This window comes from Streptomyces sp. NPDC001678 (genome assembly GCF_042892945.1).
Lineage (GTDB): Bacteria > Actinomycetota > Actinomycetes > Streptomycetales > Streptomycetaceae > Streptomyces.
Map to the genome: position 1 here is coordinate 92,600 of NZ_JBIAUP010000021.1, position 19,597 is coordinate 112,196.

The 19,597-nt window shown below is 71.4% G+C and carries 17 protein-coding genes and 1 pseudogene; 8 read left to right on the forward strand and 10 right to left on the reverse strand.

Features of this window, described 5'->3' with window-relative positions:
- Window positions 1-101 precede the first annotated feature (101 nt).
- The 5 genes from ACFYZR_RS30610 to ACFYZR_RS30630 all read left to right on the forward strand — a co-directional run bounded on the left by ACFYZR_RS30610 (window position 102) and on the right by ACFYZR_RS30630 (window position 6,594).
- A complete protein-coding gene (locus tag ACFYZR_RS30610; protein WP_391916252.1) occupies window positions 102-464 on the forward strand; it encodes a DUF1304 domain-containing protein in 363 nt (120 codons plus the stop codon).
- Window positions 461-1,003, forward strand: a complete 543-nt coding sequence (locus ACFYZR_RS30615; RefSeq protein ID WP_391916254.1) for a TetR/AcrR family transcriptional regulator — start codon at window positions 461-463, stop codon at window positions 1,001-1,003. Before ACFYZR_RS30610 ends, ACFYZR_RS30615 begins: the two co-directional genes overlap by 4 nt.
- Before the next feature lie 691 nt (window positions 1,004-1,694).
- Window positions 1,695-4,442: a BREX system ATP-binding domain-containing protein gene (locus ACFYZR_RS30620; RefSeq protein WP_391916257.1), complete on the forward strand. Its 2,748-nt coding sequence runs from the start codon at window positions 1,695-1,697 to the stop codon at window positions 4,440-4,442.
- A gap of 122 nt (window positions 4,443-4,564) precedes the next feature.
- A complete protein-coding gene (locus ACFYZR_RS30625) occupies window positions 4,565-5,557 on the forward strand; it encodes a helix-turn-helix domain-containing protein (protein ID WP_391916260.1) in 993 nt (330 codons plus the stop codon).
- On the forward strand, window positions 5,557-6,594 hold the full coding sequence (locus ACFYZR_RS30630) for a helix-turn-helix domain-containing protein (protein WP_391916263.1): 1,038 nt from the start codon (window positions 5,557-5,559) through the stop codon (window positions 6,592-6,594). The genes ACFYZR_RS30625 and ACFYZR_RS30630 overlap by 1 nt, the downstream gene beginning before the upstream one ends.
- A gap of 71 nt (window positions 6,595-6,665) precedes the next feature.
- Here the strand turns inward: ACFYZR_RS30630 and ACFYZR_RS30635 are convergent, their stop codons facing one another.
- The 9 genes from ACFYZR_RS30635 to ACFYZR_RS30675 form a co-directional block, all read right to left on the reverse strand.
- Window positions 6,666-7,586 (reverse strand): VOC family protein, encoded by a 921-nt coding sequence (locus ACFYZR_RS30635; protein ID WP_391916265.1) that lies wholly within the window; start codon window positions 7,584-7,586, stop codon window positions 6,666-6,668.
- A 145-nt stretch (window positions 7,587-7,731) separates the two neighbouring features.
- Entirely contained in the window at window positions 7,732-8,457 is a 726-nt protein-coding gene (locus ACFYZR_RS30640; RefSeq protein ID WP_391916267.1) for a YoaK family protein, read from the reverse strand.
- On the reverse strand, window positions 8,438-8,962 hold the full coding sequence (locus tag ACFYZR_RS30645; protein WP_391916269.1) for a DoxX family protein: 525 nt from the start codon (window positions 8,960-8,962) through the stop codon (window positions 8,438-8,440). The genes ACFYZR_RS30640 and ACFYZR_RS30645 overlap by 20 nt, the downstream gene beginning before the upstream one ends.
- An 86-nt stretch (window positions 8,963-9,048) precedes the next feature.
- Window positions 9,049-9,711, reverse strand: coding sequence for a hydrolase (locus ACFYZR_RS30650; RefSeq protein ID WP_391916272.1), 663 nt, complete (start codon window positions 9,709-9,711; stop codon window positions 9,049-9,051).
- Window positions 9,712-9,764: 53 nt separating this feature from the next.
- A complete protein-coding gene (locus ACFYZR_RS30655; RefSeq protein ID WP_391916275.1) occupies window positions 9,765-11,660 on the reverse strand; it encodes an amidohydrolase in 1,896 nt (631 codons plus the stop codon).
- A 617-nt stretch (window positions 11,661-12,277) separates the two neighbouring features.
- Window positions 12,278-13,600, reverse strand: a complete 1,323-nt coding sequence (locus ACFYZR_RS30660; RefSeq protein WP_391916278.1) for an RICIN domain-containing protein — start codon at window positions 13,598-13,600, stop codon at window positions 12,278-12,280.
- Between the two features lie 390 nt (window positions 13,601-13,990).
- Window positions 13,991-14,320 carry a histidine phosphatase family protein gene (locus ACFYZR_RS30665; RefSeq protein WP_391916281.1) on the reverse strand — a complete coding sequence of 110 codons (330 nt, stop codon included), beginning with the start codon at window positions 14,318-14,320 and terminating at the stop codon, window positions 13,991-13,993.
- Complete coding sequence (locus ACFYZR_RS30670; protein WP_391916284.1) at window positions 14,248-14,580, reverse strand: histidine phosphatase family protein; 333 nt, start codon at window positions 14,578-14,580, stop codon at window positions 14,248-14,250. The genes ACFYZR_RS30665 and ACFYZR_RS30670 overlap by 73 nt, the downstream gene beginning before the upstream one ends.
- Before the next feature lie 29 nt (window positions 14,581-14,609).
- Window positions 14,610-15,221 carry a PEP-utilizing enzyme gene (locus ACFYZR_RS30675; protein ID WP_391916286.1) on the reverse strand — a complete coding sequence of 204 codons (612 nt, stop codon included), beginning with the start codon at window positions 15,219-15,221 and terminating at the stop codon, window positions 14,610-14,612.
- 996 nt (window positions 15,222-16,217) lie between these two features.
- On the opposite strand from ACFYZR_RS30675, the gene ACFYZR_RS30680 reads away from it, so the two are divergent.
- Both ACFYZR_RS30680 and ACFYZR_RS30685 read left to right on the forward strand, forming a co-directional pair.
- A complete protein-coding gene (locus ACFYZR_RS30680; protein WP_391916288.1) occupies window positions 16,218-16,685 on the forward strand; it encodes a hypothetical protein in 468 nt (155 codons plus the stop codon).
- Window positions 16,686-16,935: 250 nt separating this feature from the next.
- Window positions 16,936-18,318, forward strand: coding sequence for a hypothetical protein (locus ACFYZR_RS30685; RefSeq protein ID WP_391916290.1), 1,383 nt, complete (start codon window positions 16,936-16,938; stop codon window positions 18,316-18,318).
- 133 nt (window positions 18,319-18,451) lie between these two features.
- On the opposite strand, the pseudogene ACFYZR_RS30690 reads toward ACFYZR_RS30685, so the two are convergent.
- Window positions 18,452-18,796: pseudogene (locus ACFYZR_RS30690) on the reverse strand (transposase family protein); the annotation flags it as partial.
- Window positions 18,797-18,911: 115 nt separating this feature from the next.
- Between ACFYZR_RS30690 and ACFYZR_RS30695 the strand changes: the two are divergent.
- Window positions 18,912-19,508: a hypothetical protein gene (locus tag ACFYZR_RS30695; protein WP_391916293.1), complete on the forward strand. Its 597-nt coding sequence runs from the start codon at window positions 18,912-18,914 to the stop codon at window positions 19,506-19,508.
- Window positions 19,509-19,597: the final 89 nt, after the last annotated feature.

Sequence of the window (19,597 nt, forward strand, 5' to 3'; positions counted from 1 at the left end):
TCGGCCGCCGTACTCCTGGCGACCACGTCGCTGATCGCTTCCCCACCGGGCGGGCCGTCTTCTGGACAGCCGTCCATGAGATGTGAGGGGTGGATACGCCGATGGAGACGACCGCGCGGGTCTTGGTCGGTTTGGTGGCCGCGTTGCATGTGTACTTCCTGGTCCTGGAGATGTCCCTGTGGGAGAGGAGGCCGGGCCGTGAGCTTTCCGCCTTCGACGCGGCCATGGCCCGTGCCACCGCTCCGCTCGCCGCGAACCAGGGCCTCTACAACGGGTTCCTCGCGGCCGGGCCGGTCTGGGGGCTGGTCACCGGGAACCCGACCGGGTTCCGGGCCCAGGTCTTCTTCCTCGCCTGCGTCATCGTCGCCGGGCTGTACAGGGGCCTCACCGCGAACCGGCGCATCCTGACCGCCCAGGCACTGCCCGGTGCGTTGGCGCTCGGCTCAGTCCTGGCGGCCCGATGACCGCCGTGCGCGAAGACCCCCGCGCGGCACGGACCCGGGCCAAGCTGGGCAGGGCCCTGCTGGAGGAGTGCGCCGGCCACCCGCCGACGCAGGTCAGCGTCGCCGCGCTGGTGCGCAGGGCCGAGGTCGGCCGCGCCACGTTCTACCTCCACTACGCCGACCTGGAAGCACTCGCCGCCGCCGTCTGCGCCGACATCGTCCGCGAGGCCGTGGACGCCCTGCACACCTGGCGCGGCACGCCCGCCCCCGCGACCCCGCCGCCCGCCCTGCTCGACTTCTTCGAAGATCTCGCCCCGCATGCCGGGCTCTACCGGGAACTGCTGGGCCCGGACGGCGGTGGCCCGCTCGGCCGCGTACTCCACCAGGACCGGGCGGTGGAGGCACTGTGCGCCCAAGGCGCATCGGCGGTTTGGCCACAGTGCCCGGCACACCCGGACGCGCATCCGCTGACAGCAGCAGTCCGCACGGATACGGCTGTGTGGGTATGCCCGAGGAGCGGAACGGCGGTGGCACGGATCGGGGAACTGCCGACCCGGTAGATGGGGCGGGGCCTGGCGCCGACGAACGGCTGGGGCCAGCTGTGCAGCGGCTGTGGGCCCGATCGCCGTACGTGGGTTGCGCCCGCTCGGCCCGGACACCGCACAGGTGATGCGGCGGCCCGTCCAGGTCCACCGGACCCTTCGGTGAGCCCGAAGAAGGAACGTGCCCCTGCCCCGGCAGCCCGACGGGCCGCTCGGCATTCCGGCCGAGGCGTTTCCCGTGACGGCGGGGCGGTTCGGCTATCAACCGCGGTGCGGCCGGCGACGGTGGCCGGGCGATCAAGTGGCACGATCAGCACGGACATCGCTCGATGTGTAACGAAGCCCCTACTGAGGGCGCTCAACCCTGGAGTACCGCTGGGCGCAGGCCAGGAAACGTGCTGGCACCCACAAGGAAGTTGCCCCCGTACCCGATGCGTCACTGTTCCCCTCGGGCGGCCGGGCGTCGCCGGGCCGTCGTCGTACGGGGAACGCGGCGATGACGAGGTGTGCGCTGAGGGTGGCCTTGGGGTTGTCACCTTCTGTGTCCATGGGGATCGACCGCTAAAGCACGCACGGCACCGGTGCGTCGCCACCCCGTCCGCGTTGCCCTATGTGTTCGGAGCCATACCCGGCGTGGCACTGGTGTTCTGACGGGCAGTAGCCTTAGGCGCCCGGGGAGCGGGCCGATCGGCCCGAGAGGGGACGAGGGGTGGCGGAGGACGGGCAGGTTCCGGTCCTGGTCGGGCGGCGGCGGGAGACGGAGCTGCTGACCGCGGCGCTGGTCCAGGCGGTGGACGGCGCGAGCGGCTCCACGGTGCTGCTGCGCGGTGATGCCGGGGTCGGCAAGAGCACGCTGCTGGCCTGGGCGGAACGCGCGGCCCGCGAGCGTGGATTCACCGTCCTGCGCGCGGCCGGAACGGAGGCGGAGACGGATCTCTCGTTCGGAGCCCTTCACCAGGCATTCTGGGCGCAGCTCTCGCGGTCCGGCACCCTGTCCGCGCACCAGCGGGACGCCCTGGAGAGCGCGCTCGGCGTCCGCTCCGGGACTCCCAGCGGCTTCGCGGTCGGCACTGCGGCCCTGGCGCTGCTGGAGGAGGCGGTGCGGACCGCACCCGTGCTGCTGCTCCTGGACGATCTGCACTGGATCGACTCGTCGAGCGCGACCGTCTTCGCCTTCCTCCACCGGCGCTGTGCCGAACTGCCGGTGGTGATCGCCGGCGCGACCCGCCCCGACGGGCCGGCCGCTCAGACGTGGTCGGCCGAAGCCGTCGACGTGCAGGCCCTGCCCCGGACGGACGCGGCCCTGCTGCTGGGCCACCGCTACCCCGAACTCGCGGCGCCCGCCAGGGACCGGGTCCTGACCGAGGCGGCCGGGAACCCCCTGGCGCTGGTGGAACTGCCGCGCCAGCTCGCGGCCGGCCAGCAGCGGGGAACCGTTCCGCTGCCGGAGCGACTGCCCCTGGGCCGGAAGCTGGAGCGGATGTTCGCCGAGCGGCTGGGAGAGGTGACACCGGAGGTCGGCCGCCTCCTCCTGCTCGGAGCGCTGGCCACCGGCCCGGACTTCAGCGACGGCGGCTGGCTGCGCGCCATCGCGGACGACAACGCGCGGGAGGTCCTGGAACGCGTCGAGGCCGGCGGACTGGCCCGGCTCGACCCGGCCGGACACCTGGTGTTCCGGCACCCTCTGGTCCGCACCGCCGTCGTCTCCGCGGCCTCCGACACCGCACGCCGCGAGGCCCACCGCGCCCTGTCCGAAGCCCTCGCGCCGGACGACCCCCGACGGCTGGTCCACGAGGCGGCCGCCGCGCTGCTGCCCGACGAGGAACTCGCACACCGCCTCCAGGAGGCGGGCCGCGACCTCACCCGCCGCGGCGGGGGCGCGGAGGGCGCGCTCCTGCTCGAACGCGCCGCCGCCCTCAGCCCCAGCTCCTGCGACCGCGCCCGAAGACTCACCTGGGCGGCGGTGATGTCGGCCCACGGCGGGCAACTGCGCCACACCGCCGCCCTGGTGGAAGAGCTGAAGACCAGCACGGTCCCGCAGGACGTCGCCCCGCTGTTCGCGTACGCGGTGGTCTACGCCGACCAGAGCCACCACGTCGACTTCGCGTCCTCCGCCGCACTGCTGCCCACGGCCCTCGACACGCTGACCGCACCGGGCGCCGACACCTTCGGCGGGCTGGTCGAACAGGCCTACTTCAAACTGCTCCTGGCCGCGAGCTACACGGACGACCCCTGGGCCTGGCGGGCCCTGGAACGGCACCGCGAGAAGGTCTCCGAGGCGGGCCGGCTGTGTCTGCGGGCCTGGTCCGACCCGGGCCCGGACACGGCCACCGCGCTCCGGGAGGTGGCCGGGCGACTGACCGAGGAACAGGAGGCCGGCGCGGCCTGGCTCCTGCTGTGGACCGCCTCCGCGCTCGACTGCCCCGAGGGCGACCTGTGGCAGCGCTTCACCGGGCCGCACGGCTATGCCACCCAGGGCTCGGTCGCGAAGGCCAAGTGCCACCAGGACTTCCTGCTCGGACACTGGGACCAGGCGGCCGTCTGCCTGCGCGAGGCCGAGATCGCGGACGAACTCGGCTACCGCACCAATGCCCTGATGTTCCGCCAGTACTACGCCCACTTCCTGGCCGGCCGGGGCGACGAGGCCGGACTGCGGGAGATCGAGCAGGCGATCAGGTCGGCCGCCACCCGCGCCCGGATGCGGTACGTCCTCGACCGCCTGACCCACTTGCGCGGCCTGGCCGCGCTCGCCCACCAGCGCTACGAGGAGGCGTACGCGCACTTCTGCGAGATCACCCCGCCGGGGCGGCTGCCGGGCGGCCCGCCCTGGCACCACGCGCTGGTCTTCGACCTGGTGACAGCTGCTGTGCACACCGGCCGGCACGAGGAGGCACGGGCCCACCTCGCGGCCGGGCGCACGGCACGCTCCGCGGAGATCTCCGGCCGGCACGCCTTCCTGTACGCGGCCGCCACCGCCCTGGCCACCGCCGCGACCGCCGCCACCGACGAAGCGGCCGAAGCCGACGACGCCTACCGTGCCGCGTACGCCGTCCCGGGCGCCGAACGGTGGGCGTTCGACCTCGCCCGGCTGCGGCTCGCCCACGGCTCGTGGCTGCGCCGCCGCCACCGGCCCGGAGCCCGGGAGCCGCTGCGCGCGGCCCACCACGCCTTCCGCCGCCTCCAGGCCGCCCCTTGGGCCCGGCGCTGCGAGGAGGAACTGCGGGCCGCCGGCGAGTCCGTGACCCTGCCGCCGGACGGACCGGCCGAGGGACCGTCCGGCCTGACCGGCCAGGAACTGCGCATCGCCCGGCTGGCCGCGACCGGTCTGACCAACAAGGAGATCGGCCGGCGGCTCCAGCTGTCGCCCCGCACCGTCGGGGCCCACCTCTACAAGGTCTTCCCCAAGCTCGGCATCACCTCGCGCGCCGCCCTCGCCCACGCCCTCGACGGCACATGACCTGCCGCGCCGCCCGCCGCCCGAACGCGACAGTCAGATGACCTAATGTCGCGCGGCGTCCGAGCCACAGGCTGAGAGCACGGGGACTTCGGCTGAAGGACGGTCAGGGGAAGGGCGGTCAGATGGGCGTGCGGTTGACGACCACGTCGGTCGCGGACGACGAGAAGGCGGGCTTCTGGAGCGGGGCAGTGTCGCGGACACTGGTACCGGTGGAGGTGCGCCCGCTCACCTGCCGGCCGTTCGACGGGCTGGTGGAGTCGCACCGGCTCGGGTACGTGCGGATCTCCACGCTGGAGGCGGACGCCGCCCGGCTCTCCCGCACGGCGGCGCTGATCGCCCGGGCACCGCTGGGCGAACCGCAGGTCGGCGTAGGCGTCCAGGTGTTGGGCCGGGCCGTCCTGGCGCAGGACGGGCGCCGTGCGGAGGTGCCGCCGGGCGGGCTCGTCCTGTACGACACGGCGCGCCCGTACACCGTCGACCATCCGCAGCGGTTCCGCACTCACCTGTTCCACCTGCCTCGCCGGCTGCTCGGCGTGCCGGAACGCGACCTGCGGCAAGCGTCGGCGACGGCCGTCGGCCCCGAGGAGGGGTGCGGACCGGTGCTCCTGCCGTTCCTCGGCGTCCTGGCCGCCTCCGCGCACTCCTACCCGGCCCCGGTCGGCGACCGGCTGGCCGGCAGCGTCGCCGACCTGTTCGGCGCACTGATCGCCCAGCTGTCCCCCGCCCGGGCGGCGCACGAGCTGGGCAGCCCGAACGAACACCTGGTCCGCAGGGTGCGGCAGTACATCGACCAGCACCTCGGCGACCCGGAACTGTCGCTCCAGAGGATCGCACGCGCCCACCACATCTCCGTGCGCTACCTGCACCGGCTGTTCGAGGGCGAGGGGGTGACGGTGAGCCGGTTGATCCAGCGGCTCCGGCTGGACGCGTGCGCCCGCGAGCTGGCCCGGCGCGGCCGCACCGCGCCGACGGTGTCGGCCGTCGCCCAGCGGTGGGGTTTCGTCGATCCGGCACACTTCAGCCGGACCTTCCGCGCCGCGTACGGCGTCCCGCCGCGTGAATGGCGCTCGCTCCGGAGTGCCGATGCCGGCCGACAGCCGTTCGGGGAGCACTGATGTCCGTCGTCCTCGACACCGCCCAGGTGCCGTCCGCCGACCGCGCCGAGTACTGGCACGAAGCCGTCTCCCGCACGTTCATCCCGCTGGACGTGGCCCTGCTGGAAAGCGCGCCCGCCCCCGCGACGATCACCAGCCACCGGCTGGGCGCCTTACAGGTCTCTCTGGTGCGGGCCGGACCGCAGCGGGTCGAGCGCGGCGCGGGCCTGATCACCCGCGGCGGGGAGGACCACCTCACGCTGGCGCTCCAGCACCGCGGCACCGCCCGGCTGGTCCAGGACGGCCACCAGGTGGAGCTGCGGCCGGGCACCTTCGCGATCTCCGACGCAGGGCGGCCGTTCGCCAAGGAACTGCCGGAGCCCTTCGTCTTCACGGCCTTCCACTGGCCGCGGTCGGCTGCGGGGGTCTCCGAGGAGGACCTGCGGGTGCTCACCGCCACGGCCTTCGACACGGGCGACGAGACGGGCGACAGCACCGCCCGACTGGTGGCCACCTACCTGGAGTGCCTCTCCCGATCGGTCGGCTCGATGGAGCCGCGACAGGCTTCCCGGCTCGCCACCACGGCGCTCGACCTGCTCGCGGTGCTCGCCCACGAGCGCCGAGGCCGCTCCCGCCCGGAGGCACCCGAGGCCGCCCTGGCGACCCTGGCCCGGGTGAAGGACCACATCCTGCGCCACCTCGGGGACCCGGACCTCTCGCCGGAGCGGATCGCCGCGGCCCACCATGTGTCGGTGCGGTACCTGCACAAGCTCTTCCGCTTCGAGGGGGTGACGGTGGCCCGCTGGATCCAGCGCCAGCGGCTGGACGTGTGCCGCCGCGACCTCGCCCGCCCGACGGCGGGCCGGGCGACCGTGGCGGCGGTCGCGGGCCGCTGGGGGTTCGTGAGCGCCAGTCACTTCAGCAGAGCGTTCCGTGCCGCGTACGGCGTCTCTCCTCGTGAGTGGCAGGCCCGCGCCGGAACGGGCCTGACGCCGGGCGCGGTACAGCTGCCGCTACCGGCCGCCGTACCGGGTTCGGGGTACGGCGTCGCGGTGTGAGCGCGGCGGCGGGCCGTCGACCACGACGGCCCGCCATCGGGTACCCGTCACTGATGACCGGTCACCGGTCGTCAGCCGGTGTGGATCTCCGCGATGTAGCCGCCCGGGAAGCGCACCATCGCGCTGTCCCGGCCACCCGCCGAAACAGGACCCCACAGCACCGACGCTCCGGCATCCTTCGCCCGCTTCAGGGTGGCGCCGAGGTCCGGCACGCCGTAGCCGGTGAGCTCCCGGCCGAAGGGGTGCGGTAGGTGACCGTCCGTCACGGCGACCGTCGTGGTGCCGAAACCGGAAGTGAGCCGCAGCAGCCGGTACGTCGTGCCGGGCCGCCCGATCGCGGCGCCGTCGGCCCGGCGGTCGTCGGAGACGACGCGGCCCTGGGTGAAGGCGAGGTAGCTGCGCAGGAAGGCGCCCACCGCGTCGGGTGACAGGTAGAGCCGGTTCTCGGGGACACTCGCCAGGCCGGGGTAGGACGGCGGGGCGGTGTGCACATAGAGCTGGGCGTTGATCCCGCCGGGGAACTGCACGACGGCGTCCCGCCCGATCGGGTCGGCGAACGGCGCCACGGTCACGGCCGTGCCGTCGGCCCGGGCGGCGCGGACCGCCTGGTCGAGGTCGGTCACCAGCCAGCCGGTGCGCTCGGTGCCGAACGGGTGGGGGACGGGCGTGGTGTAGTCGAACACCGACAGCGTGCCCACCGGGGAGAGGATCAGCTCGGAGAGTGTCCGGCTGGGCGTGGGCGTCACCTGGGTGGCGTTCGGCCCGATCGTGGTCCCGCCGAAGGTGGCCACCCAACTGGCCGCGAACGCCTGCTCCGTGCCCGGTTCGACATAGACGTGGGTGGAGTCGTACTGGGGCCCGACGGCGAACTGCCGGTGCGAGCCCGGTGGTCGTGGCTGGGTGCCCTGGGCCACCGAGGCGGTGGGGAGCGCCGTCAGGGCGGCGATCGCCGTCACCAACGGGACCAGCCGTCGGACGAAGCGTCGTTTCATCGGGGGACCTTCCGGTCGTCGTGTGCGCCTCGGCGGCGTCCGCCTGTACGGGCTGTACGGAGACGCGGGGCGCCTGGTTGTCGTCGGTGCGGCTCAAGGCGCCGGTACTGCGGATCAGCGGTGCGGCTCACGCCGTCGGTGCCGCTCAGGTCGTCGGCGGGGCCCAGTGGGCGTCCGGGGCCGAGACCCGGCGGGCGGTCAGCGCGGTGGCCAGCAGCAGCGTCGCGGTCAGGGCGAGGGCGGTGGCGAGCCGGCCGTGCAGGATCAGCGTCGCGCCCGCGAGGCCGCCGAGCAGCATCGCCAGCGCGGAGAGGATCCGGCGCCCTGGGCGCGGTGCCGTGCCCCCGGCCGCCGTCGAGTCGGCGGCGAGGCCGGTCAGGGTGAGGGTGAGCACGGTGGTGGTCAGGTCGGGCACGCCGAGCCGCCGGGCCACGGCGTTCTGGAGGCCCATGCCCAGGCCCAGCAGGACGATCAGGGGGTAGCGGGCGCCGCCGCCCGCGGCCGCGGCGGTGACGGCCGCCGCGGCCAGCAGGACCGTCTGGACGCCGGCGGCCAGGGCCAGCAGACGCCCGCGGTGGGCCGCCGTCCGGCTGCCGAACCGCCCGCCCGCCAGCGCGCCGGCCAGGAAGGATGCCAGCGAGACGAGCGAGGCCACGGCCGACAGCCCCGGGGCCCCGGCCAGAGCGAATCCCAGGAAGACCACGTTGCCGGTCATGTTCGCCACGAACACGTGCCCGAGGCCGAGGTAGCTCACCGCGTCCACCACGCCGGTGGCCACCGTCAGCAGCAGCATCAGCGGCGGCAGCGGGCCGTGCCGGTCCGTGCGCCGGGGGACCAGGGTCCGCAGGGCGTCAGTCAGCAGGGCGCGCACCGTCCGCCGCCTCCCCCCGCGCAGGTGGGCGGTGGAGGACCGCCCGGGTGAGCAGCCCGCTGGCCGGGCCGAGCACGGCGGCCGCGACCGACAGCCCGAGCGGCCGGGCGGCCAGGCCGACGACGTGGTCGACGGACCACCGGCCCGGGCCGGTGAGGGCGAGCGCCCCCGCGACGACGACCAGCACCAGCGGGTACTCGTAGCCGTCGTCCTGCACCCAGAGCCCGTGCGGCAGCTTGACGGTGATCGCCACCGTCATCACACCCATGGCGACCATGGCCGCCGCCGGTGTGAGCGCGCCCAGGGCCAGGAACAGCCCGGACCCGACCTGCCCGGCGCCCGCGGCGAGGGCGGTGAGCGGCCCGCCACGGAAGCCGTCGCGCCGGAACTCCTCCGTCCCGCCGGCGAGGCCGTCGCCCCCGAGACGGTGGCTCACCTTCTGCACCCCGTGGCCGGCGATGAGCAGGCCCACCACCACCCGGAGGATCAGCAGCCCGGTATCCATCGTGTCCTGTCCTTGTTCCTGTCCCTGTCCATGCCCCTGGTCCCTGTTCTGACAACGGCGTTCCGGTACGGCGCCGGTGGCGGGGCTCAGCCCGCGGCGTGTTTGCCGATGACCGCCTGGGCGTAGACGACCCCCAGGCCGTACGCGTCGGCGTGCTCCTTGACGATCTCCGTGACGGCGGCGTAGGTCTCCGTGCGCGCCCAGTCGCGCTGGAGCTCCAGCAGCACCTGGAGCCAGGTGACCGGGACCGCGCCGGCCTGCGTCATCCGCTGGACGGCGTGCTCGTGGGCCTTGGGGGAGACGCCGCCGGAGGCGTCGGCGACGACGTAGACCTCGTAGCCCTGGCTGATCATGGAGAGGACCGGCAGGACCAGGCAGACCTCGGTCCACAGGCCGGCTATGACGATCTTGCCGCGTCCGGTGGCCGTGATCGCCTCGACGACCGCCTCGTCCTCCCAGGCGTTCATCGAGGTGCGGTCGAGGATCTCGGCCTTCGGGAAGACCGCCGCCAGCTGCGGCAGCAGCGGGCCGGAGAAGGACTCGGAAGCCACGGTGGTCAGCACCGTGGGCACGTCGAAGGCCCTGGCGGCCTTGGCGAGGCCGACGGTGGCGTTGATGATCGCGGTGCGGTCGCCGCTGCCGGTGCCGAAGAACATCTGCGGCTGGTGGTCCACGAACAGCATCACGGCGTTGTCGGGCGTGAGCAGGTCCGGGCTCGGGGTGGCGCTGACCTGGGTGAAGTCGACCATGACGGGTTCCTTTCGGTTCTTTTGGGTTCTCATCGGTTCTCGTTGGAAGGGGGTCAGAGGAGGAAGCAGGGGTCGAACGGCTGCTGGTGCTCCGTCGCCAGACCGCGTCCGACTCGCCACCGGTGGTGCAGCTCCGATTCGGCGACGACCTGTCCGAGCAACTCCGCCTGCCGGGCGCCCGCGCCCGCGCCCTGTGCCAGGGTCGGGCCGGAGGCCTGGTAGCCGCCGAAATGGGCGACCGGGCTCCAGGCGGGGCTGACCGCCGGGAGCTCCTCGTCCATGCCCTCGTACTCCGCCGCGGCGTGGACGATCCGGCCGCCGACGACTGTCAGCACGGACTCGATGTGCGGGATCTCCTGCTCGGGCACGGTGAAGTAGTCGTGGGACAGGACGGCCAGGTCGCCGTAGCAGCCCGGTCGCAGTACGCCCTTGACGTCCTGCTCGCCGGTGAGCGCCGCGCCCGCCGTGGTGTACATCGCGAGCGCGGTCGCCCGGTCCACCCGGTTCCCCGGTGGCCGGATCGTCAGGCCGCCGACGGTGCGGCCGGAGACCAGCCAGTGGAGGGCGACCCAGGGGTTGTAGGAGGACACCCGGGTGGCGTCCGTGCCGGCGGCCACGGTCAGCCCGCGCTCCAGCATCGCGCGGACCGGCGGGGCGTCGGCGGCGACGCCGGGACCGTACCGGCGGGTGAACACCTCGTCCTGGAAGGAGAGACGATTCTGCACGGAGAGCGAGCCGCCGAGCGAGGCGATCCGGTCGAGGCTGTCCGGGGAGACGGTCTCGGCGTGGTCGAAGAGCCACCGGTTCCCGGAGGGGAACAGCCCCTCGGCGGCGAGCTTCTCGAACACCGCGAGGTCGCGCCGGATCGTCTCGTCGTAGGTCGCGTGCAGCCGGAAGCCCCAGCCGTGCTCCATGAGTAGCCGTACGGCCTTCTCGAACTCTCCCTCGTATGGGGTGAGTTCGGGGCGCGGCTCGGCGAAGTTCTCGAAGTCGGCGGCGGCCCAGGTGAGGTTCTCGCCGGCGCCGTTCAGCCGGAGCCATTCGTCGCCGTCGCCGGGGCGGACCGTCTCGATCCAGCGGGTGAGGTCGTCGAGTTCCTGACCGGGGGTCTGCGGGAACAGGTGGTAGGCGATGCGCAGCGAGAGCAGCCCCTCGCGGGCGAGTTCGGTGACCGTGGCGTAGTTCTCGGGAAAGCTCTGGAACCCGCCGGCGGCGTCGATCGCGGAGGTCAGCCCGAAGCGGTTCAGCTCGCGCAGGAAGTGCCGGGTGGAGGTCCTGCGGTCCTCGCCCTCCAGCGCCGGGGCCTTGGCGAGCGTGGAGTAGAGGATCAAGGCGCTGGGGGCGGCCAGCAGCATGCCGTTGGGCTCGCCGCCACGGCCCCGGACGATCTGCCCGCCCGCCGGATCCGGGGTGTCCTTGGTGTAACCGACGGCCTTCAGCGCCGCGCGGTTGAGGATCGCCGACTGGTAGAGGTGGAGGACGAACACCGGGGTGTCCGGCGCCGCCTCGTTCAGCTCGGAGGGCGTCGGGAGCCGCCGCTCGGCGAACTGCTCGGCCGACCAGCCACCGACGACCCGCACCCACTGCCCCTTGGGGGTGCGGGCGGCCTGGTCCCGCAGCATCGCGAGGGCGTGGCGCAGTGAGGTCACGCCGTCCCAGCGCAGCTCCAGGACGTAGTTGAGGCCGCCCCGGATCACGTGCAGGTGCGAGTCGTTGAGACCGGGCACCACACGCCGGCCGAGGGCGTCCACCACGGTGGTGGACGGTCCGACGAGCGGGGCCACGTCCGCTTCGTCCCCCACGGCCGTGATCAGGCCGTCGCGGATGGCGAGGGCACCGGCCCGGGGGCGACGGGCGTCCCCGGTATGGATCTTCGCGTTGCGGACGACGACGTCAGCGGCGTTCTCGACGGCGCGGGGGACCAGCCCGCCGACCGGCATCGCAGACATCTCGACAGCCTCCTGTCATGGGATCGGGCCGCCGCCCGGTGCGGGCGGCGGGGAGTGGGACGTCCTCACGGACCGGGCCACTGCCCCGACCGCGGATTCCTGACGGAACGTTAGGCGGGTGAGCGGTGCCGCACTTGGCCCACAGTGCACCGACTCCGGTCCGGGAGCGCACCGGCCGACCAGCTCGATGCCGTGCACACCTCCCCGCACCCGCGTTCCTGCGCCGTGAAGCCCCCGGGTGTGCGCCGCGCGAACGATGGCGTAGCTCCCGACCGGCGTTGCTACCTCATATCGGAGGAGTATCGGGACGACGGCACCCTCCAGGTCATGGTCGGGGGCTGGCCCGTCCACCGCGTCAGCAAGGACACCAAGCCCGCCGCCTCAGCACGCCGGCAGTGTCGTCCTCTTCGACGACCGGAATTTCGGTGAGACATGGGCCCGCCCGTTCCGCCATTGCGCGTCGCGCCGGCGGTGGGATCGTGCGGTCGTCGGTCGCCACCGGGTGCCAGCGCGGTTGCACCCGCCAGGCGGGCGCCGTCACGGCGCCCTTGAGGGCGTCGACGCCCCACGGGACCTGGGAGTCGGCCATGAAGGCCGCCTGCTCGGCAGGGCGTGTGTCAGAACTGCGGGTGGAGGTAGAAGGTCTCGTTGATGGCCGGGGTGCCGTTGGGGTTGGTCTGGTAGGGCCACTGGATGACCCAGGTGCCGTCCCCGGTGCCGTTGCCGCGGACGTTGGCGAAGCGGTGGGTGGCGTTGTCGCGCAGCACGGTGAGGTTCGGGAAACGGGGCTCGGGGTGTTCGAGCGTGAAGTTCTGGGTGTCGCGCGTGTAGCCGCCCGGCAGTGGGGCGCCATCCCAGTTGTGGCAGTCCCAGATATTCAGCCAGTCGCCGTCGCCGCTGGCCTGTCCCCGGTTGACGTCGAGGCACTTGCCGCTCTGGACGCCGACCAGCTTGTAGAGCGGCCGCCCGGATTCGCCGTTGCGGCCGACCGCGCGGAGCGTCCAGCGCTGGTTGGCGGCGCCGTTGGCGTGGTAGGTGATCACGTGGGTGCCATTGACGGTGTTGCCGCGGTAGACGTCGAGCAGGCGGTCGCTGTTGTCGGCGTGGATGGTGAACTGCCGTGGGCCGGCACCGGCCCGCAGGGCGCTGAAGCCGACGGGCCAGTGGTCGCTGCCGTAGTTGGGGTTGACCGTCGCCTGCCAGTTCTCGGTGTCGACGTTGGAGACCAGGTAATCCAGCTCGTTGTTGTTCTGTTGGGTGGCCTGACCGCTGTTGTAGATCAGTCCGTTGCCGGGCATGTAGCGGTCGCCCTGCAGGTCGCCCGGGGCGCGGTTGTAGTCGCCGAGCACCGCCCAGTTGCCGACGTTCTGCTGGAAGGCGGTGTCGGAGACACGGCGTACCAGGTAGGCGGCGTCGTTTGGCCTGCCGCCGTTGGAGGCGGCGTGGATGGAGGCGAACATGATGTTGTCGCCCGTGTGCGTCACGGCCAGCGCGGAGCGGTAGGCGCCGCCGATCTCCTGCACGCGGTTGGGCACCCACGAGGTGACGATGCCCAGGTTCCGTGACTGCTGGCGCAGGATGTACAGGTAACGGTAGGCGCCGCCGCCGATGGGCCACAGGTACGAGGTGACGTTGCCCGTCTGCCCGTCCTGGAGGGCTCCGGCCGGTGGTCTGTCGGGCACCTCCTGGAGGGCCACCACGTCGAAGCTACGGGCCAGGGTGCGTACCCCGTCCCAGCGGGTGGTGCCGACCTGCATGTTCCAGGTGGCCATGCGGTGGGTGTCCGGCGGAGCGGCGGACGCGGTGCCGCTGCCCGCGACCAGCAGGCCGAGGGCGAGCAGCCCGGCGGCGAGCAGTGTATTCAGTCGGCGTAACGCGTTCCCTGTAGCCCCTGAGGCGGGTGTGGAAGTCCGGCTTCTTCGGGCGAATCCGAAAATCATGTCCGGCAGTATTCCATTCAACTCCCGAGTAAACATGGGTTGGTTGAGGAATGAGTCGTCCCCTTCCGTTTCGCGCCGCATGGCTGCCGCTGTCGAGAGGCCGGCTTTCAGCGTGACCTGCCTGGGGCGCGTGAGGGTGCGGGCCGACGTACGGGGATCACACAGGCGCGTCGGAGGCGCCTCAGCGGCACCGCCCCACGGGCGTCTAGGACAGTACTGACGCTGACTCTACTGATGGTGTGTCGGCTCGGCGGGGCTTCTGCAGGGCGGCGACGAACTCCTCGGCGGGCTCTTCGGCGGTCTCGGCGGGGACGAAGTTGCCTTCGTGGCCGTGTTCGTCGATGAGCGACCGGGCAACAGCCCGGGCATGCTCGCACACGGCGCTGTGGTTCAGGGGCGGGTGCCGGCTCCGAACCCCGTCCAACGCAGCTCGGCCGGGAGGTGGCCCATGTCGTTGTACAGCAGAACCGTCGGTTCCGTGCCGTCGCGGTGCTCGATCACGGTGAGCGCCGCGTTCCCGCAGTTCAGGCCGAGCCATCGCACCGGCGGCGCGTCCAGGGCGTCTCGGACCAGCCAGGCCACCTGGTAGGCGTGGGTGACCAGGACTTCATGTGTCTCGGTCTCGGCGGGGCACGCGAACCTGCCGGTCAGGGCGTCGGCACGGCGGCGCGCGTCCTCGGCTTCCTCGGTGCAACGTAGCCGTCGAAGAGCGCCGCCCACGACGGCGGCACGTCGACCGGTACGTGCGGGATGTGATCGCCCAGCTCCGGTGCCTCCCGCACGACGGCGCCCGGGAGAGCGGCGCCCACGATCCGCGCGGAGTGCGCCGCCCTGGGCAGCGGCGAGTGCCGGACCGAGTCGATCGGAAGGCCGGCCAGGCGCTTCCCGACGAGCTCCGACTGCCTCTCCCCGACGTCGGTCAGTGTGCCGAAGGGGTCGGCCGCCCCGTGTCGTACCAGGTACACATGCCGGGTCGCCATGGTGGATCTCCTGTCGGGAAGGGGTCGGTTCAGCGGTCGCGCAGGGCCCTGTGGGCCGCTTCGAGGCGTTGGGTCTCGTCGCGGGCGGAGTGGTCGCCCGAGACGTCGTCGGCCCAGGCGAGCAGTCGGTGGACGTGTTCGTCGGCGGCGTCGGTGACGATGCGGGGGCTGCCCAGGGCCACGTCGCCGCTGGTGCCGTCGATGGTGATGAGCGTGCCCTCCGGGACGGTGCGGCCGTCGGCCGTCACCGAAACGCCGTCGCGGTCGACGACGAGGCCTGCGACACCCACGACGGCGGGCTTTCCCATGGCGCGTGCGACGACCGCGGCGTGGCTGGCGGGCCCGCCGCGCGCGGTGACGATTCCGGTGGCGGCGGCGAGGCCGTGCATGTCGTTCGGTGAGGTCTCCGGGCGCACCAGGACGACCGGATCGGTTCGGGCCATGTGTACCGCGCCGTCCGCCGTGGTCGCGATTCTGCCGGTGGCGACACCGGGGCAGGCGCCGATTCCCCGGGCGAGGACGTCGGCTTCCCCGGCGGACGTGATGCGCGGTGTGCGCGCGTGCCGGAGATGGAGCGGTGTGTCCCTGAGCAGCGCTTCCTCCCGTCCGATGAGTCGCTGGTCGACGAGCTCGGTGCCCACGCGGACCGCGGCACCCCCCACGAACCGGCCGGGCCGGACTTGCCGAGGTTGCCCAGCAGCCGCAGCTGGTGGGAGTAGACGGACTGCTCCATGCCGACCAGGCGCGTGCGCGGGACGGCGTTCTTCGCCGGCACGGGAGGGGAGAGAAGGGGTGCTGACGTGCGGTTTTGGTCAGCACGAAATCAGCACGGGACTCAGCACCCCCATCCAGGTTTCCAGCGCCCTACGCCCTCTCCCTCATGGTTCCCCCACCCACACCTCTCTCCCGCACTGTGTAGCCCCACAACATAGGTCTCCGGCCTGCCCCTTCCTACGGTGTGGCGACGCAACGACGCGCCCCTCCCTCACCCGGAAGTGATCACATGGCCACCCCCTCCCCACACACCCCAACTCCCAACTCGCTCCCCAGAATCGTCGTCGCGAGCCTCATCGGGACCACCATCGAGTGGTACGACAACCCATCCGAACAGGGCTAGGACCTGCGGTTTCTCTCATCACGAGCGCAAAAGTCAGCACCAAACCAGCACGGGGTCTCAGCCCACAGTCAGCACGCGCCGTGTGAGTGATGGAACGTGCCTCGGGGGTATTCGACGATGGTGACGGTACGTAGTGTGCAAGGTGGGGTCTACGGATGTTGATGGCCCGGCTGCACAGAAGGGGCAGGGCCGGCGCGTAACAGGGTGAGGAGATTTAAAGATCTCCATCACCCCGCGAGTTGACCCCGAACCCACGGGGCCATCCTCCAGAATCAGGGCACCGCACCCTCGGGTTCGCGCTGAAGAACCTTCAGTTTCCACGAACTCGCGGGGGGCAGCGGCCTTGGGACTGGTAGGCCCGCATGTTCCGGTGTCGCGTATTCGTCTGGCGAGCCGGGATCTAGTCACGCTGAGTGGCCTTCACACCGGCACCGGTTCCTCTGGCAGCGGCTGTCCAGCCCGTTCCCCTGACCACCGGCCGGGGCTATGCGGGCGCTCGTCTGCGTGGTGAGATGTGGACATGGAGGCTGTGCTGGCCAGCTTGATCGCTGTTGCTGGAACCCTGTTGGGGTCAATCATCACATTTACCTTCCAGCGCCGTTCCAGTACACAAGCAGAAGTCTTCGCCCGCTCTCTGCAGCTGCGCCAGGAACGTCTGACGACTTACAGTGCCTACGCAGGGGCTATTACGGCACTCAAGCAAGGGACTGTCGCCCTCTGGTTCCGTCGGCAGGAAGCGGCCGACAGCCCCGAGACGCGACACGCGTTCACAGAGTGCGACCGACTTGGCGCCGCCACAGAGAATGCCCAGTTCCGAGTCCGGCTCCTTGCCGAAGACGCCATGCTCGTCGCCCTTGCCGCGTCGGCCTTCGACGCGATCGGCCCAATCCGTGGTGCATCAACAAGAACCGAGCTGGCTGAACGCGAACAAGAGCTGCAGGATGCACTCAACGCCTTCATCGCCGCCGCTGCTGTCCAGATCCATTGATCCACGATCCACAAGATCTGGGCATGCCTTCCGGTCCACGGGAGGCTTCGCATGTTGGGGCACTGGCGGTGCTTGGTACAGCGGTACAGCGGTTAACGCTAAGCCGGTGATCGTGTGAGCGGGCACTGTCGGGAAACCCGGTGCCCCCGGGGCGTCCGCCGCCTATACATAGGGGGACGAGAACTCAGCGCCCGGCCGGCCGCCGGGCCAGCCCGCACCGCGCGGGCCCCGACGGAACGGAGAGCACCTGGTGCTGAACCTGGAAGAGCGCATCACCCGAGTCTGGCACCAGGAGGTCCGGCCGCTGGTCGCGGACGCCTATCGCTGCCACAGCACTGGCACCCCCCGGGCCGCCATCGTGGCCACCTGGACCGCGGTCTGCGCCGACATCATCCACAAGCTCTACCAGCTCGCCGAGGACGGCGACGGCACGGCCGCTGAGGTCGTCAAGAAGATCGAGGCGGCCCGCAGCAAGGCCGACGCCGAAGCGGTCAAGACGATGCAGCAGGTCGAGAGCAAGCTCCTGCAGAACGCGCTCGACCTGGAACTCATCGACTTCATCGAGCACCGGCAGCTGGAACGCCTGCAGCAGGACCGCCACCTGTGCGCGCACCCTTCCCTGCGCCCGCTCGGGGACGTGTTCGCTCCGAGCGGCGAGTACGCGCGGGCCCACCTTGTGGCCGCGCTGGACGCCCTGCTGGTGCACCCGCCCACCCAGGGCCGCAAGGCATTCGACCGGTACAAGGCTCACGTGAGCGACCCGTCCTTCGTTGGCCACGCTGACTACCTGGTGCAGATGTTCGCCCAGCGGGTGAAGTCCAGCGCTTGGAAGCAGATCCTGGGCATCGCGGCAAAGCACGCCATGCTCGAACTGGAGGTGCCCGAGGACATCGGCATCACCGCGAGCGCGGCTGCCGACCGGCATGCGCTCTGCCTGATCGCCTTCGCCCAGCATGACCGGGACGCCGTGCGGGAGGTCGTCACCAAGGCGATGAGCACGTTCAACGGGTTGCCCATCGAGCAGCAGCTGAAGGCGATCGCACGCCTGGGCGCGTTCGACGTGTTCGTGGACGCCCTGGATGAGACGGTGTGCCAACAGATCGGCACCTACGTCGAGCGCAGGCCAGCCCTCCCCACCGACGCCTCCGTGTTCCTGGAGCCCGCGATGGCATCTGTGCTTGCCCTGGCCGGGGTTGACGCCGTTCGAGCCCGCATCCCTGCCTTGGGTAGCAAGTTCGCACAGCTGTACCCGACCCAGCAGGCCGCCGTCATCGAGCGGCGGCCCTCCGCCTACTTCACCGACTTCCTGGCGCCCATCCTGGCCTCGGCCGGCGGCTGGCGCATCGCCGAGAGCCTCACCGCGATGACGGTGATCCCGTGCGCACGCCTGATCCAGCCTGAGCAGCTGGACGGCATCCTGACCGCATGGGCCGAGAACGCGCAGTGCCGAGAGGCATCAGGGATGACTCAGCTCGCGGTCACCTTCTGGATGCACGCCACTCAGCTCCAGTCCCATCCGGCGTGGATGGCGTTCGTCAAGCGGGTGCGAGAGGTCGCGTCGGATCTGCAGTGGTTCCAGTACGAGGAGCTGGCTGCCGTCATCGACTACAAGGACGGCACCAACGCCTTGTAGGGGTGTGTGCGCCATGGGGAACCTCGTACAGCCGTTGGCGCTGAGAACGATCACGGGCTCTAGCTGTGGGTCTCCGCGTTCGGGTGGGGCCGGGCCTGGAGGCGTTCGCGGAGGTCGATCTCCTCGGGAGTGAGCGGGTCCTCGCCAGGGTGCCGTCCACGAGGAGCACGGTGTCCTTGGCGAACCGCTTGCGGGGCCGGAGCGCGAGGAGGGGGCCGAGGTGATTGCCGACTCGGCCAGCCGTGGATTTCGAGACGCCAAACAGCGGAGCGAGCTGCCTCAACGTCAGATTGGTACGCCAATAGGCGGTGATCAACAACACCCGGTCCTCCAGCGGCAGGCTCCACGGCTGGCCTCGGTGGACCAGATCTGCTCCATCACGCCGTAGCGTGGTCAGCAGCTTGCCGAAGCAGCGCGGGCTCAGCCCCGCGAACGGGGTTATCCAGGACGGCTCCGATGCCGTGATCACACTGGTCACAGCGTGATCATCACTCAGGACGACCCAACGCCGGGACAATCCCTAGGCGAATATCAATTGGCCTACAGCTACGCTGATCAGGGCAGTCCACAGTGAGCAAGACCCGGGGGAAACCGTGAACCAACCGCTGCTGTTCCTCGACGTGGACGGACCGCTCAACCCTTACGCGGCCCAGCCGGAGAGGCGCCCCGCCGGCTACACCACACTCAGAGTTCCCCGGAACGACGCCCATGAGGACGACAGGGGCCTCTTGTCCCGACGACGCCCCCTACGTGTCTGGCTCAACCCGGAGCACGGACGAAGTCTGCTGCGGCTCGGCTTCGAGCTGTGCTGGGCCACCACATGGATGGACGACGCCAACCGGTGGATCGCACCGGCCCTCGGCCTTCCGGAACTACCCTTCGTCGACTTCGGCGACGCCCTGCTCCAAGAACGCCCTGATGGAGTCCACTGGAAGACCGGACCGTTGGTGAACTACGCCAACGGCCGTCCTTTCGCCTGGGTGGACGACGAGCAGAGCGGGCTGGATCAGACGTACATGACCGCCCACCACCAAGGGCCCGGGCTCCTGCACCACGTCAACCCGCGGATCGGCCTACAGGAGAACGACTTCCGCGCACTCGCTGACTTCGCCCACTCCCTGGCCACCTCACCCGCTCTTCAGGCTGCTCCATACTTGGAGCAAAGTTCTTTGCGGGACAGTCCTTACTGAGGTTTTCGTTAGTTCTGTGGTTGTTGGGGGTGGATTGTCAGTCCGGTGTGGGTGAGGAAGGACCAGGGGAGTTGGTCGTCGGAGCAGAC

Excerpts from the sequence above, each read along its gene's own strand:
- ACFYZR_RS30610 (WP_391916252.1), top strand. The coding sequence starts at position 102 with ATGGAGACGACCGCGCGGGTCTTGGTCGGTTTGGTGGCCGCGTTGCAT.
- ACFYZR_RS30615 (WP_391916254.1), top strand. The coding sequence starts at position 461 with ATGACCGCCGTGCGCGAAGACCCCCGCGCGGCACGGACCCGGGCCAAG.
- ACFYZR_RS30625 (WP_391916260.1), top strand. The coding sequence starts at position 4,565 with ATGGGCGTGCGGTTGACGACCACGTCGGTCGCGGACGACGAGAAGGCG.
- ACFYZR_RS30630 (WP_391916263.1), top strand. The coding sequence starts at position 5,557 with ATGTCCGTCGTCCTCGACACCGCCCAGGTGCCGTCCGCCGACCGCGCC.
- ACFYZR_RS30635 (WP_391916265.1), bottom strand. The coding sequence starts at position 7,586 with ATGAAACGACGCTTCGTCCGACGGCTGGTCCCGTTGGTGACGGCGATC.
- ACFYZR_RS30645 (WP_391916269.1), bottom strand. The coding sequence starts at position 8,962 with ATGGATACCGGGCTGCTGATCCTCCGGGTGGTGGTGGGCCTGCTCATC.
- ACFYZR_RS30650 (WP_391916272.1), bottom strand. The coding sequence starts at position 9,711 with ATGGTCGACTTCACCCAGGTCAGCGCCACCCCGAGCCCGGACCTGCTC.
- ACFYZR_RS30655 (WP_391916275.1), bottom strand. The coding sequence starts at position 11,660 with ATGTCTGCGATGCCGGTCGGCGGGCTGGTCCCCCGCGCCGTCGAGAAC.
- ACFYZR_RS30660 (WP_391916278.1), bottom strand. The coding sequence starts at position 13,600 with ATGATTTTCGGATTCGCCCGAAGAAGCCGGACTTCCACACCCGCCTCA.
- ACFYZR_RS30670 (WP_391916284.1), bottom strand. The coding sequence starts at position 14,580 with ATGGCGACCCGGCATGTGTACCTGGTACGACACGGGGCGGCCGACCCC.
- ACFYZR_RS30680 (WP_391916288.1), top strand. The coding sequence starts at position 16,218 with ATGGAGGCTGTGCTGGCCAGCTTGATCGCTGTTGCTGGAACCCTGTTG.